The organism is Bradyrhizobium sp. 2TAF36 (assembly GCF_052114925.1).
Lineage (GTDB): Bacteria > Pseudomonadota > Alphaproteobacteria > Rhizobiales > Xanthobacteraceae > Bradyrhizobium > Bradyrhizobium barranii.
The window spans coordinates 35,953-50,237 of sequence record NZ_JBFRFR010000062.1 but is presented as its reverse complement, the minus strand read 5'-3'; the positions used below and the strand labels follow the sequence as shown (position 1 = coordinate 50,237).

The window sequence follows — 14,285 nt, the reverse complement described above, 5'->3', positions numbered from 1 at the left end:
TGCCGGTGGCCTTCCCGATCTGATGACTGCGTTCTACGCTCCGACCGGCGTATAGATCACGAGCTTCAGCGCGGGATCGTCGTTGGCCTGAAAACTCGTGTGCTCGAAATGGAGCACGCCCAGAGTTGGATGAGACATCGTCTTGAGGCCCGAGGCGGTGCTGCGGATCTCGTGGGCTTCCCACCATTTGACGAATTCCGGGCTGCCCTGCCGCAGCCGCGTCAGCAACTCCGCAAAGGCGGGATCGCCGGCCCAGACGTCGTGGGTGGCGCGAAACATCGCGACCATGCGCTTGGCGACCTCCGCCCAGCCCGCGCCGTAAGCCTTGCGCGTCTGCTTGTTGGTCATCATCAGGAGCATCGTGTTGCGATCCTCCTCCGGTAACCGGCCGAACGCAAAAACCTGCTCGGCGGCTTCGTTCCAGGCCAGCACGTCCCAGCGCCGCCCGGTGATATAGGCCGGATGCGGCAGGCTCTCGATCAGCCGCAGGATCGGCGGCGGCACGATCTCGCGCGTGAACGCCCGCTTGTCGCCGTCGCGCGCCAGCGCCTTGAGATGCGCATGCTCGGTCTTGCTCAGCCGCAGCGCACGGGCGAGCGCATCGACGGTGGTGACCGACGGGCTGACGGTGCGCCCCTGCTCGAGACGGATGTACCAGTCGACACCGATGCCGGCGAGCTGGGCGACCTCCTCGCGGCGCAGGCCCGCGGTGCGCCGGCGGCTGCCCGCGGGAAGACCGACCGTCTTCGGCGTCAGCTTTTCGCGGCGGGACCGCAGGAAGTCGCCGAATTCGATACGGCGCGGGTCGGCCATGATGTTGCGCTCCGATGGAGGGCCTTCGTAATACTAGGATAATACCAGGCCTTCCTGACCTTTCCAAGGCGGCGCATATGCCCTTTCACCCGACTTTGAGGTGAACATCATGAAAGCTGCCGTACTCAAATCCTTCGGATCGCCGCTGGTGATCGAGAATGTGCCGGAGCCGGTGCTCGGCACCGGCGAGGTCATCGTCGACGTCGTCGCCACGCGCGTCCTGTCCTACATGAACGAGGTTTTCAGCGGCGAACGAAACTACGCGCTCGACCTGCCGATCATCCCGGGTCCCGGCGGCATCGGCCGGGTGTGCGCGATCGGCCCGGACGCGACCAAGCTCGCCGTTGACGACTGGGTGTTCTGCGACCCGACGGTGCGTTCGCGCGATGACATCGTGGCGCCCGATATCGCCCTGCAAGGGCTCACGGCCGCCGGCCCCGGCGGTATGCGCCTGCAACGGCATTTTCGCCACGGCTCCTATGCCGAGCGGATGCGCGTGCCGACCGAGAATGTGAAGCGGCTTGGCGCGATCACGTCCGCGGAAGCCTCGCAATGGTGCGCGCTGGGGACGGCGCTGGTGCCCTATGGCGGCTTCCTCGCCGCCAACCTTCAGCCCGGCGAGACCGTGCTGGTGAGCGGCGCCACCGGCAATTTCGGCAGCGCGGCCGTCTCCGTCGCGCTCGCGATGGGCGCGGCCTGCGTGGTCGCGCCCGGTCGCAACGACAGGATTCTGGCCGACCTCGTCCGCCGCTTCGGCGATCGGGTGAAGCCGGTGAAGCTCACCGGCAACGAGAGCGACGACTGCGAAAGCATGAAGCGCGCCGCGCCGGGGCCGATCGACTGCGTATTCGACATCATGCCGCCCTCGGTCAGCACGACCGTCGTACGCGCGGCGATCATGACGGTGCGCGCTTACGGTCGCGTCGTGCTGATGGGCGGCGTCGGCATGGCGGGCGGCGCGGGCCTCGATCTGCCCTACCCCTGGATCATGCGCAACTGCATCAGCATCCACGGCGTCTGGATGTATCCGCCGGATGCGGCGAGCCGCCTGATCGCGCTGGTGCGCGCGGGATTGTTGCGGCTCGACGAATACGAGGCGACGGCGTTCGACCTCGACCACGTCAACGAGGCGGTGGAACACGCCGCAGCGAATGGCGGGCCGTTCAGATTGACGGTGATCAGGCCATAACGGCCCCGCCGCTGCGGCGATGCGCCGTCGCAGCCGATAGGCTCGACATGTCAAATGGCTGGAAGGCGTCACCCCCGATCGTAGCCGGCCAAGGCCGGCTACTGTGCATGGGGTTGTTTTCGCAGTTTTTATTATTCGAGCTCGACGACCTGGCCGTTCGACAGCGACACGCGCCGGTCCATGCGGCCGGCGAGCTCCATGTTGTGGGTCGCGATCAGCATGGAGACCTTGGTCGCCTTGACCAGTTGCATCAGGGCCTGGAAGACGTGATCGGCCGTGTGCGGATCGAGGTTGCCGGTCGGCTCGTCCGCGAACAGCACGCGCGGCGCGTTGGCGACCGCGCGCGCAATCGCGACGCGCTGCTGCTCGCCGCCCGACAGTTCCGCGGGCCGATGGGTGATGCGGTCGCCGAGGCCGAGATAGCCGAGGATCTCCTTGGCGCGCTTGACGCTCTCCGACTTCTTCAGGCCGCGGATCATCTGCGGCATCATCACGTTCTCGAGCGCCGAGAACTCCGGCAGCAGCCGGTGCGACTGATAGACGAAGCCGATATCGGTGCGGCGGAGCTGGGTACGCTCGATGTCGGGCAGCTGCGAGGTCGGCGCGCCGTTGACGTAGACCTCGCCGGAATCGGGTGCTTCAAGCAGCCCTGCGATGTGCAGCAACGTCGATTTGCCCGAGCCCGACGGCGCGACCAGCGCCACCGATTGCCCGGCCCACAGCGCGAGCTTGGCGTTGTCGAGGATCGTCAGCGGCACCTCGCCCTGCAAGTACTGCCGCTTTATCTCGTGGAGATAAATGACCGGTACATCTTCCGCCCCCTGCTGGCTCTCCATCAGCCCCTCACTCGTACCGCAGCGCTTCGACGGGATCGAGGCGCGCGGCGCGCCACGACGGGTACAGCGTCGCAAGGAACGACAGCGTCAGCGCCATGATGACGACCGCCGTGGTCTCGCCGACGTCGATCTCGGCGGGCAGCTTCGACAGGAAGTAGAGCTCCGGCGAGAACAGCTCGGTGCTGGTCAGCCAGGACAGGAATTGCCTGATGGACTCGATGTTGAGGCAGATCACGAGGCCGACGAAGAAGCCGACCAGCGTCCCGACCACGCCGATCGAGGCACCCGTGATCAGGAAGACGCGCATGATCGAGCCTTGCGAGGCGCCCATCGTGCGCAGGATCGCGATGTCGCTGCCCTTGTCCTTCACCAGCATGATCAGGCCGGAGACGATGTTGAGCGCGGCGACCAGCACGATCATGGTCAGGATCAGGAACATCACGTTGCGCTCGACCTGGAGCGCGTTGAAGAAGGTCGAGTTGCGCTGCCGCCAGTCGACCAGGAACACCGGCCGGCCCGCGGCCTCCGTCACCGCCTTGCGGAAGGCGTCGATCTTGTCGGGGTTCGTGGTGAACACCTCGATCGAGGTGACGTCGTTGCTGCGGTTGAAATAGGCCTGAGCTTCGGCCAGCGGCATGAACACGAAGCCGAGATCGTATTCGGACATGCCGATCTCGAACACCGCGACGATCTTGTAGGGCTTGATGCGCGGCGTCGTGCCCATCGGGGTGACTGCGCCCTTCGGCGCCACCAACGTCACGCTGTCACCGGCATGCAACGACAGCTGGTCGGCGAGGCGGCGGCCGATCGCCACCCCCTGCCCGTCGTCAAAGCCCTCGAGCGAGCCTTGCTTGATGTTCTTGGCGATCGAGGTGAGGTTGTTGAGGTCATCGGAGCGGATGCCGCGCACCAGGACGCCCGAGGCGTTCCACGGCGAGGACGCCAGCGCCTGGCCGTCGACCACGGGCGCTGCGAGCCGGATGCCCTGGACCTGGCTGAGGCGGTCGGCGACGTCCTTCCAGTCGGTCAGCGGCGATTCCAGCGGCTGCACCAGGATGTGGCCGTTGAGGCCCAAAATCTTGTCGAGCAGCTCTTTGCGGAAGCCGTTCATGACAGCCATGACGATGATCAGCGTCGCCACGCCGAGCATGATGCCGAGGAAGGAGAACCCGGCGATGACCGAGATGAATCCCTCCTTGCGGCGCGCCCGCAGATAGCGCGCCGACAGCATCCACTCGAATGGCGCAAATGGCGCGGTTTGCTTGGTCTCGGTCATGGTCTCATCCATCGCTCGATAATCCCATGATTCGGGGTCAATTGTGGCCGGATTGGCGGCCGCGATATCGCGCGATGAACAATATTCAGCCGACCAGCCGGGCGACCGCGTCCGCAGGCGACATCGTCTCGCGGGAGCCGTCACTGCGCTTCTTGATCTCGACCTTGCCCTCGGCGAGGCCCTTCGGCCCGATCATGATCTGCCAGGGGATGCCGATCAGGTCGGCGGCGGCGAATTTGGCGCCCGCGCGCTGGTCGGTGTCGTCGTAGAGCACGTCGACGCCCTTGGCGGTGAGCTCGGCGTAGAGCTTCTCGCAGGCCGCATCGACCGCGGCATCGCCCTGCTTGAGGTTGAGAATCGACACGCGGAACGGGGCCACCGCCTCCGGCCATTTGATGCCGGCATCGTCATGGCAGGCCTCGATGATGGCACCTAACAGGCGCGAGACGCCGACGCCGTAGGAGCCGCCATGGATCGGCACATCGACACCGTCGGGGCCCGCAACCAGCGCCTTCATCGCGTCGGAATATTTCGTGCCGAAATAGAAGATCTGCCCGACCTCGATGCCGCGGGTGTTCACCCGCTTGTCAGCAGGCACCTCCTGCTCGAAGCGCGCGGCGTCGTGCACGTCTTCCGTCGCCGCATAGACCGAGGTCCATTGCTTGATGATCGGCGTCAGGTCGCTGTCATAGTCGACGTCCTCGCCCGGCACCGGCAGGTCCAGCACGTCGCGATTGATGAAAACGCCGGATTCACCAGTCTCCGCAAGCACGATGAACTCGTGGCTGAGATCGCCGCCGATCGGGCCGGTCTCGGCGCGCATCGGGATCGCCTTCAGCCCCATCCGCGCGAAGGTGCGCAAATAGGCGACGAACATCTTGTTGTAGGAGACGCGCGCTGCGGCCTCGTTGAGGTCGAAGGAATAGGCGTCCTTCATCAGGAACTCGCGGCCACGCATCACGCCGAAACGCGGACGCTGCTCGTCGCGGAATTTCCATTGGATATGATAGAGGTTGAGCGGCACGTTCTTGTAGGACTTGACGTAGGCGCGGAAGATCTCGGTGATCATTTCCTCGTTGGTCGGCCCATACAGCAGCTCGCGCTTGTGGCGGTCGGCGATGCGCAGCATCTCCGGACCATAGGCGTCATACCGGCCGCTCTCGCGCCAGAGGTCCGCGAGCTGGAGCGTCGGCATCAACAGTTCCAGCGCGCCGGAGCGGTCCTGCTCCTCGCGCACGATCTGCTCGATCTTCTTGAGCACGCGGAAGCCGAGCGGCAGCCAGGCATAGATGCCGGCCGCCTCCTGCCGGATCATGCCGGCGCGCAGCATCAGCCGATGCGAGACGATCTCCGCCTCTTTCGGATTTTCCTTCAGGATGGGCAGAAAGAATCGCGACAACCGCATGGCAATACTCTGGGAATCAGTGATCGCCTGCAGTGAAAGCGGATTGGGAGCGAAAACACAAGACCGGGAATGAGGAAAAGCCGCTAAGGCGGCGGAATTCCTGTCATTTTTCCGTTGCCTTCAGGTTCAGCATGAACTGCACCGGCACGCTTTAAGGTAGCCCCACATCGAGTTCGTCCTCCAGCGTGACCTTCTCGAAATCGGTCACCAGGGCGTCGATCCGCACATGCCAGCGACCGGCGAAGGGAAGCTCGACCTTGCGCACATGCCAGTAGCCGTCCGGCTCGAGCGAGGCGCCCCGCTCCATCGGCTCGATGCCGCGCTCCGGCAGGCTCAGGGTCAGCGTCACCTCCTTCGCGATCAGCGGCGTGGCCTCGCCGGTCATGAGCTGGAGCACAAAATCGTCGACGCCGGGTTTCCCAGGAGACACCAGAACCTGGAACATCGCCTTGTCGCTGTGGACGTGGATCGCCAAAGGCGTCTCGGGAATGATCGTCCGCGGCGGCGGGGTGAAGCGCCAGCCGGCGACGACGGCAAGGATGGCGAGTGCGATCGCGCCTTCCAGCAGGATCGAGCGCTTGAGCGCGGGCGTCCCATTCCCGTCCCGGGCCAGGGCCGGTGTCAGCCTGAACCGATTGAGCGCGGCGAGCGCCAGCAATCCCGTGACCAATGCAAGCTTGATCGAGAGGATGAGTCCGTAGCGGGTCTCGACCAGCGCGACCGGCTTTTCGAGCTGAACGATCGCGAGTGCGAGGCCGGTCAAGGCCAGCACGCCGACCGCCAGCGCAGCGATGCGGGAAAAGCGGTTCACGACGGGAAGCGTCGCAGTCGTCGGACTCGACACCAGCGCGACCAGCGGCGCGAGAGCACCGATCCAGATGGTGACGCCGAGGCCGTGGAGAAAGATCGCCGGCCGGGTCAACGCCTCCGGCGGGGCCGTTGCGGCGTGCCCGGTCATGGCAAGCGACAGACCGACGCCGACCAGCGCGATGATCGCAAGAGCGCGCGCATACCATGCGCTGCGCAGCGCAATCAACGCGAGCAGCATCGCGGCAATCGCAACCAGCAGCGCGGGGCCGGCGCTGGTCGCGAACGCGACTTTCCAGGGGGCGGCCGTCGCGAGAGCCGCTGGCGGCAGCCCGAGAAGATCCAGGCCTAACACCCCGAGAGAGACAGCGGCGCTCGGAATGCCGATGGCGAGCGCTACGCGTGGAACGGTCATGCCCGTCGTCGACCACGCAACCCAGCGCGCAAAGAACAAGCCTCCGGCACCGACGAACAGCCCGAGATAAAGACCGACCCGCGCAAGCCAGATCAGCACGTTCAACCCGCGATCGGCATTGGCGGGAGGTTGCGTCCCCGTCGGCATGCCGATCGAGAAGATCACCGATCCCGCGACGGGATGGCCGTCCTGCGAGATCACGCGATAGCTGACGACCGCAGTGCCCTGCGGCAGGTCTGGCGGCATCGCGACCGAGATCGTTTCGCCAGACGCACTGACGCGCGCATCGTCCCTCGCCCTGCCGGCGCCGTCGATCAATTGGATTGCGCCCGGCGTTACCGCCTCGTTGAAGCGCAGCTCCACCGCCTTCGGCGCGCTCGCAAGCATGCTGCCGCTTGCGGGCTCGACTGCGACCAGCGCCGCATGTGCAGACGCGCCGGTCGTGAATCCGACAACGCAGAAGAGTGTTGCGAGCGCGGCGAGCAGGCGCATCAGGGCTTTGGCAGGAGCTTCACGCCGGGTGCCGGCGATTTGCCCTCATGCGAATGCCCTTCCCCGTCCGCCGGGATCTCGATCCAGCGGCTGACGCCGGTCTCGCACTCCTGGACGACAGGGAAATACAGCGTCGTGTTCGGCTTCAGGCTGTTGGTCAGGAAGCTGCTAATGACGAACTCGTCGTAATTGTGATCCGGCAGCTTGCCGCCGGACCAGGCCACCTCCTTGACGCCGGAGGCAAGCTTGTTGCCGTGATAGTCGTATTCATTGGCGTACTTGCCTTCGACGACGTCAACGCTCCAGCCCGCCTTTGGCATCGGCTTCACCGCGATCACGCCTTCCGGAATCTGCACCCTGATCTTCACCGTGGGCGAACCCGCGCAGCCGTGCGGCACGGCGAAGACGGCCTTGTAGTAGGAAGCAACCGTGGCCTGCTTGGTCTCGAGCGTGATATGCGCCGCAGCAGGCGACGCGGCCAGCGCGGCGATCAGGAACAGGCAGGATCTCTTCGACATGTTTGGTCCCTTCGACATCGTCACTTGATCAGGATCGGCGATTCCACACTGACATGATCGGCCTCGGAGATCGAAATTCCGAGACCCAGCATCCAGCGTCCGGGCGTCAATTGCGCGACCTTCACGTGCCAGCTGTCCTCGCCGTCGCGCGAAGCCTCGACCGGCGCGAGCTTCCGCCCGGACTGCGTGTCCACGAGCGTCACCGACACGGCTCTCGCCGCGAGCGGCGTCTCGTCCGTGGTTTCGAGCTGGATGGCGATCTCGACCGGGCCGGCGCGCCCCGGCGAGACCGTGACGTTGGCCATCGCCTTCTCGGTGTGCAGGTGCGTGAAGAAGCTGTCGTCGTCCGTCGCCGCCGCAAGCGGTGTCGCGGCAACCGACAGCAAGGCAGCCATCGCGAGCGCAAGGCCCGCGAAATTTCGAGGCGAGGTCATCGGAGACTTGATCTGTTTCATCACATCTTCATTCCCGAATGATCCGGCATTTTCTTCATCATGTGCCCGCCGTCGCCGGGCGCCTGCGCACCGACGCCCTGGACGTCGAGGGAGACGGCGACCTTGCCGGCCTTCTCGAACTCCAGCGTCACCGGTACCTTGTCACCCTGCTTGAACGGACCCTTCAGCTCCTGGAGCATCAGATGATTGCCGCCGGGCGCGAGCTTCACCGTCTTGCCGGCATCGATCACGAGCCCCTTGTCGAGCGGACGCATCTTCATCACACCGTTGTCCATCGCCATCTCATGAACCTCGGTCTTCCCCGCGATGTCGGCGGAAACGCTGACCAGCCTGTCCGCCGTTGTCCCCTTGTTCTCGATGGTGAGATAGCCGCCGGCGACCTTGGCGCCGCCCGGCGTCGCCCGGCTCCAGGCCTGCGAGATGACGAGATCGCCGGCCTTGACGTCCTCGGCCGCCGCTGGTGCTGCGCAGAGCGCGAGAGCGAACGCCGCGAGCAGCAGATCTTTGAACATGGTCTTCATATCGGTATTCCCGTTTGCAGATTGAATTTCAGTGTGTGGCGAGCTGTTGGCCCGACCATTTTTCGAGATCGGCCATCTCGGCCGAGCCTTCGATCGTCGTGATTGTCCCGTCCCGGGAGATGAGCATGGTCCGGGGAATGTCGCCCTGCCAGGTGGGGTCGATCTCGAACCTCAAACGCTCGACAAAACCGTCGTTGAAGATGAAGTTCTCGGTCGACGACAACCCCGCCTTGTCAAGCATCGACTGCGTTGCCGCCGGCAAGTTCGGCACGAGATCGGCGCTGATCGTGACCACGTCGATCCCGGGATGGTCCTTCGCAAACTGCCCGAGCAGCGGCAGCTCGACCTTGCAGGGCCCGCAGGTCACGCCCCAGAAATGCACGAGCGTCGGGCGGCCCGCATGCCCCCTAACGACGCCTTGCCAGGTGCCGCGCTCGAACGGTTTCAGGGCCGGCGCTGCTCCCAGCGTAGCCGTTGACGCGATCAGGAGACCCAGACCCAGAATGCCTGCAAATCGACGTCTCATGGCTGGTCCTCGATTGCTGTGAGCCGATAGCCGTCCGCCTTCGTCATCCATGACAAATAGACCTGTTGGCCATTGGAAACGAGCAAGGGATGATCGGATGTGTCGGTCGTGCTCGATATCGTCTTCGGCGGCGACCAGCTTTCGCCATCGTCGCGGGAAATCATCATCTGGACCGAGGTCTTCTCGCCGTCGAACTCCTTCCAGACCATCACCGTTCCCACAGCACTTGCGAGCACGTAAGGACGCGTCGGATTGCGGCCCGGCTGCCCCAGCGCCATGGGTGCAGAGAAGGTGCGGCCTTCGTCGCGCGAGTGGGCGTAGAACAGTCCCTTGCGCGCCTTGCCGTTCGTGTACCAGGCGACGTGATAGGTCCCGTTCGGCGCAACGGTGAGGCTCGGTCCGTGATGCGGGCAGGCGTTGATCTGCCAGTCGTCATTGCTGACCCGATGGATTTCCCCCGGAGTCGAGACGTCGGCGAAGGTCATGACCGCGTGATCGCGCACGCCGCCCTCGAAGATATTTCTGAAGATCACGGCCGGCCGCCCGCGCGCCGCGAATGTCAGCCCCAACCGGCAGCATTCGCAAGTGTTGTCACGCGCAAGCTTCGCCTCCGCGTAGGTGGCGCCGCCATCGCGCGACGAGGCGAAGAACAGCCCCGCTCCCTCGTACCTCCGTCCCGCCTCCTTCGCGGGAACGCGATTGCGCTTGTCCAGCCATGCCGCAAAGACCGTTCCGTCCTGATCGAGCGCCAGCGCCTCAAAGCGCTGGCTCTCATTGTTGGCGGTGATGGGCCTCAGCTCCGCAAAGCTCTTCCCGCCGTCGCTGGATCGCGTGTAGAGCACCTGTCCGTTGAAGGCCTCATCCCTGAAGATCGAAAATGCGAGCGCGATGCCGCCCTTGCGGTCGACCACGATCTTAGGCCGCGCATCCGGTCCCCAATCAAGGTTCAGCCGCTTCGTCGTGACCTGGGTGGGCGCCGAGAAACTGCGCCCCGCATCCGGCGAACTCGCAACCGACACCTGCCCGCCCGCCATCCAGGCCAGCCACAGCGTTCCGTCCGGTCCGAATGCGGGCGTCACCTTGGTTGCGCAGCGCAGCGTCGGCTCCTCGCACGCCGCTTCGGAGGCATGTTGGCCGTGCATCTGCGCGAGCGCCGCCCCTTGCAGGAATGCAAGAGCGACTATCCCAAGCAAGCCACTTCGGACCATGGCCCTATTCCCTTCGAGAGCCCGGATCATCTGAATGCCACCTTCATACCCGCAACGAACAGGCGCGGCGAGCCCGCGTAGATCGATCCCGTCGTGTTTGCGAGCACGCTCGCAGGATTTTGAAGGCCGGCCGCCGTCACCGTATTGGCGATGTTGTTTGCCGACGCGACGTAGGTGCGGTCGAAAACATTCCTGACTTCGAGGAACAGGTTCAGGGATCTGAAAGTGTCGGACACCAGATCGGTCTTGTAGTGGACGTTCAGATTGACCAGCTCATAACCCGGCGCCTTCAACAGATTTGCATTGTCCATGTAGAAGGAGTCCTTCCACTGGACCTCAACAAAGCCACCGAGACCTGCCAGTGGCCCCGCAAACTCGTCGTAGCCAACGCGGGCTGTCAGCTCGTTGGGCGAAATGCCGGGGATCTTGTTGCCGGCCCGGTTGAAGCTGAACACTGCGCCATTGGTGATGTTCTCGACATACTCGGTATAGACCTCGTCGAGGTAGGTGTACGCCGCCATGAACCTCCAGCCCGGATAGAACTTCCAATCGGCCGCAAGCTCGATGCCGCGATGCTCCGAGCGCGGCGCGTTGAACGTGTAGCTCGGGTTAGGTGAATTGACAGGTGTTGCCTGCGATACAAGTTCGTCGCGGAAGAACTCGTAGAAGCCCGTCGCGCTGACTTTGAGCGTGTTGTTCGGTGTCCAGTCGAAACCGAGGTCGTAGCCCAGATTTTTCTGAGCCTGGAGCTGGGTATTGTTGCCCGACAGCCCACTCGGCAGGACAAACAGGTTCGAAACCTGCGGAGTGCCGTACCCCGTAGCAACCCGCCCCCTGAGCACCCACTCGTTGTTCACCGTATAGAGCAACGCTAGTTCAGGCGCAGTGTTCTGGAATTGCCTGTCCGCGGTCGTCAGCGTCGTCGTGGTAATGCCAGTGGGGCCAGCGTACGCATACGCAGTGTTGATCCCCTTGAGAACGGTAGTTTCCCAGCCGATGCCTGCGACAACCGTCAAGGATGTCGTCAGCTTGAGCTCTTCCCGCGCGCGAACGCCGTAATTGGTCGTCTGGCTATAAAGATTGCTCGACAGACTGCCGAGTGTGGCATTGCCCCCCGGCATGACGTTCCGCGTGTCGCTCGAGGCCGTCAGGGTGTTGTAGAAGGCACCGAAGAACGTGGTCGATTCCAGGCCGAGAATCTCGCCCCGCTTGGTGACGTCGCTCATGAAATTGTACGAGGGAAAATCTCCGATCGCRCTGGTCGTGCCGGTCGGCTGATTGATGTTCCTGTCGTCGAACACGAACTGGTTGCGCCAGGTCGTGGTGTTGTCGAAATCGTGCTCCCAGCGGCCGCCGACGATGGTGCGGCGGTCGTTGCGGCCAAGCCCGGCCTGCACGGCCGTCTCCTTGTCGGTTCCAGCGGTTGCATTGAAGCCGTTGTTGAACAGTGTGACCGTGCCGCATCCGGGCGCGGCCGCGACGCCGGTCGCGCAGCCCTGCTGGAAGGGATTTTGATAGTACTGGTTCAGCGACTGCCGGATCGGCAGCCGCGCGCTGAGGTCGTTGTTGATGATCTTGACCGTGAAACGATCGTCCGGCGTCGCCTTGAGTGTGCCGAGGAAGTTGACGGTCTGCGTATTGAACCAGCTATTGCCGATATAGCCGTCGCCTCGCGTGTCGCTTGCGAACAGCGAGCCCTCGAAGTTCCCGACCTTTTTGCCGGCCGCGAGATAATTGTTGAGATAGCCGTAGCTGCCGCCATCGACGCCATATTCGGCGCCATCGATCGAGCCGCCCGGGCGGGTGCGGAAATTGAGCGCGCCGCCGGTGGCATAGTTGCCGTAGAGCGCCGACGACGGGCCGCGGATCACATCGATCGCACTGTAGGCCCGCGGATCGATCAGGTCACTGCGCGACAGGCCGTCCGGCTGCGTCACCGGAAAACCGTCGTCGAAGATCACGAGATTGCGGATGCCGAAGCCATTGCGGGCGTTGGAGCCGCGGATCGAGATGCCGATATCGCGGGGTCCGTTGCCCTGCTTCACCGATATGCCGGGGCTCTCGCGCAGCACGTCGGCCACGGTAACCGCCGGCCGGTTGTCGAACTGGCTGCGATAGATGGTCGTCTCGGTCTGGCCGGTTGGCGCCTGATTGAGACCGGCTCGCGCAGCGCTGGCCGTCACGGCCCGGTTTGGGGCCGACGCGCCGACGCTCGCACTCGGCGTAACGGGCCTCGCTGCGCGGCCGGCCGAAGCGGATCGCGGCCGCGAAGGCCGGGTGACTGGTTTGGCACGGCCAGTCTGCGGCGCCTCAACGGTAACCGCCGGCAGCTCCGAGTTGGTGCTTTGGGCAAAGACTCCGCTCGACGACGCAAGCAGCGCGGCCTGGACCGCGACGACGCTCACGCCACGGCGGGCATGACAACGTAACATGGGGCATTCCTGACGCCGGCTTTCTCTCCGGCCCTTCGACAGCATCGATCGCCAGCGGACGGACCGCGGCAATCACGGGGGTCGTCAGGAAAATTGAGGTGGTGCGCGCGCCTGGGCGCTTGTGCCCTTATGGATCGCGACGGCGGATACATCCGCCGCATGCCACACCACGCGCGCGGCGTGGCGGAAGGGAATGGCGAGCGCAACGTGCGGCGGCGAATCGAGCGATGCGCCTGCTTGCGCCAGGCAGCACAGCGCGCACGCGGCGCCATGTGCGGTCGGCGCGCCGGTCTGGTCGTCCAGACCGCCCTGCTCGCTGGCGCTGTGGCAGATGACGCCGGCAGACAACGGATCGGCCACGGCCTGGCCGGCCGCCAGACAGGCGGCAATCGGCGCCAGCACCTGCATCGCCAAAGCGAGCAGGACCAGGGGTAGGAATTTTTGCAGCCGTGCGCGCATCCGCCGAGCCATTCGTTCGCCTACGAACTAAACACCTCGCCGAGACCTGAGTCGAGGTCAGTTCCGCCGGCTTCTTGGCGCAGCGCAAATTTCTCGAAAACTGTGCTCCTGCCGCCCCACGGGATGGGACGTCCGGCATTTGAGGCAGTCCGGCAACCCGCCCCGTCCACAGATTTCTTATATTTGTCATACAGTTACGGGGTGAACAGCCCGATCATTTCGTCAGCTGCTCTAATTTTGAACAATCGTTGCCGAAAATGATGACAAGTGAGAAAAGTTGATCTAGCATCCCTCTTGCTCAGGCTGGCCGCGAGGTCGAAGTCTGGTGGTCCAAGTCTCGGGAGGAGCCCCTGGCGCGCAAAACGCAGCGTCGCCCCGTCAATCAAGAGCAAATCTTAGAATCGGGGATAATAGGGTCGACACAATTTTCGAGCGGGGCTAGGGCCCCGCTCTTTTTTTGCCCGCAAGGCTCTTTTGCCCGCATGGCTTCGATGCCGATGAGCGCTCCCTCTAATCCAATCGAAAACAGCTTCGAACTCGCGGCCTCGCGTTGCGCGGATCTCACGCCACTCGTCTACCAGCGGCTGTTCGAACAGCATCCCGAAACGCAGACCATGTTCCGCTCGCAGGGCAGCGAGCTGGTGATGGGATCGATGCTTGCGCTGACGATCGAGGCAATCCTCGACTTCGCCGGTGAGCGTCGGGGCCATTTCAGGCTGATCGCTTGCGAGGTCGCCTCGCACGATGGCTACGGCACCCCGCGCGACCTGTTCATCGCGTTCTTCGCCGTCATCAGGGATGCGCTGCGCGACCTGCTCGGCGACGAGTGGTCGCCGGAAATCGCGCAGGCCTGGGACCAGCTGCTCGTCGAGATCGACGCCTTCGCCACTATTCCGGCCTGACGCTTTGCGCTGCACCAACACGAGCTGCGGC

The 14,285-nt window shown here is 64.3% G+C and carries 14 protein-coding genes; 2 read left to right on the top strand and 12 right to left on the bottom strand.

What is annotated here, in order from left to right; all coding sequences use genetic code 11:
* Positions 1-33 precede the first annotated feature (33 nt).
* Positions 34-813, bottom strand: a complete 780-nt coding sequence (locus tag AB4Z51_RS31085; protein ID WP_085400303.1) for a helix-turn-helix transcriptional regulator — start codon at positions 811-813, stop codon at positions 34-36.
* Positions 814-922: 109 nt separating this feature from the next.
* On the opposite strand from AB4Z51_RS31085, the gene AB4Z51_RS31080 reads away from it, so the two are divergent.
* Positions 923-2,002: a zinc-binding dehydrogenase gene (locus AB4Z51_RS31080; protein ID WP_167767919.1), complete on the top strand. Its 1,080-nt coding sequence runs from the start codon at positions 923-925 to the stop codon at positions 2,000-2,002.
* A gap of 131 nt (positions 2,003-2,133) precedes the next feature.
* On the opposite strand, the gene AB4Z51_RS31075 is transcribed toward AB4Z51_RS31080, so the two are convergent.
* The 11 genes from AB4Z51_RS31075 to AB4Z51_RS31025 form a co-directional block, all read right to left on the bottom strand.
* Positions 2,134-2,838: an ABC transporter ATP-binding protein gene (locus tag AB4Z51_RS31075; protein ID WP_028153958.1), complete on the bottom strand. Its 705-nt coding sequence runs from the start codon at positions 2,836-2,838 to the stop codon at positions 2,134-2,136.
* Positions 2,839-2,845: 7 nt separating this feature from the next.
* Positions 2,846-4,126, bottom strand: coding sequence for a lipoprotein-releasing ABC transporter permease subunit (locus tag AB4Z51_RS31070; protein WP_014494909.1), 1,281 nt, complete (start codon positions 4,124-4,126; stop codon positions 2,846-2,848).
* Between the two features lie 73 nt (positions 4,127-4,199).
* On the bottom strand, positions 4,200-5,519 hold the full coding sequence (gene proS, locus AB4Z51_RS31065) for a proline--tRNA ligase (RefSeq protein WP_135213833.1): 1,320 nt from the start codon (positions 5,517-5,519) through the stop codon (positions 4,200-4,202).
* Positions 5,520-5,670: 151 nt separating this feature from the next.
* Positions 5,671-7,233: a copper resistance CopC/CopD family protein gene (locus tag AB4Z51_RS31060; RefSeq protein ID WP_441498672.1), complete on the bottom strand. Its 1,563-nt coding sequence runs from the start codon at positions 7,231-7,233 to the stop codon at positions 5,671-5,673.
* Positions 7,233-7,751, bottom strand: coding sequence for a YcnI family copper-binding membrane protein (locus tag AB4Z51_RS31055; protein WP_135213835.1), 519 nt, complete (start codon positions 7,749-7,751; stop codon positions 7,233-7,235). Before AB4Z51_RS31055 ends, AB4Z51_RS31060 begins: the two co-directional genes overlap by 1 nt.
* 20 nt (positions 7,752-7,771) lie before the next feature.
* Positions 7,772-8,206, bottom strand: coding sequence for a hypothetical protein (locus tag AB4Z51_RS31050; RefSeq protein WP_071913414.1), 435 nt, complete (start codon positions 8,204-8,206; stop codon positions 7,772-7,774).
* The gene (locus AB4Z51_RS31045) at positions 8,206-8,727 is read right to left on the bottom strand and encodes a copper chaperone PCu(A)C (protein WP_135213836.1); all 522 of its coding nucleotides are present in this window, start codon (positions 8,725-8,727) and stop codon (positions 8,206-8,208) included. Before AB4Z51_RS31045 ends, AB4Z51_RS31050 begins: the two co-directional genes overlap by 1 nt.
* Positions 8,728-8,755: 28 nt before the next feature.
* Positions 8,756-9,253, bottom strand: a complete 498-nt coding sequence (locus tag AB4Z51_RS31040) for a TlpA family protein disulfide reductase (RefSeq protein WP_135213837.1) — start codon at positions 9,251-9,253, stop codon at positions 8,756-8,758.
* Positions 9,250-10,461 carry a sialidase family protein gene (locus AB4Z51_RS31035; RefSeq protein ID WP_135213838.1) on the bottom strand — a complete coding sequence of 404 codons (1,212 nt, stop codon included), beginning with the start codon at positions 10,459-10,461 and terminating at the stop codon, positions 9,250-9,252. Before AB4Z51_RS31035 ends, AB4Z51_RS31040 begins: the two co-directional genes overlap by 4 nt.
* 26 nt (positions 10,462-10,487) lie before the next feature.
* Positions 10,488-12,893: a TonB-dependent receptor family protein gene (locus tag AB4Z51_RS31030; protein ID WP_135213839.1), complete on the bottom strand. Its 2,406-nt coding sequence runs from the start codon at positions 12,891-12,893 to the stop codon at positions 10,488-10,490.
* A gap of 84 nt (positions 12,894-12,977) precedes the next feature.
* Entirely contained in the window at positions 12,978-13,352 is a 375-nt protein-coding gene (locus AB4Z51_RS31025) for a DUF2946 domain-containing protein (protein WP_175618088.1), read from the bottom strand.
* Positions 13,353-13,849: 497 nt separating this feature from the next.
* On the opposite strand from AB4Z51_RS31025, the gene AB4Z51_RS31020 reads away from it, so the two are divergent.
* Positions 13,850-14,254 (top strand): globin, encoded by a 405-nt coding sequence (locus AB4Z51_RS31020; protein ID WP_166096975.1) that lies wholly within the window; start codon positions 13,850-13,852, stop codon positions 14,252-14,254.
* Positions 14,255-14,285: the final 31 nt, after the last annotated feature.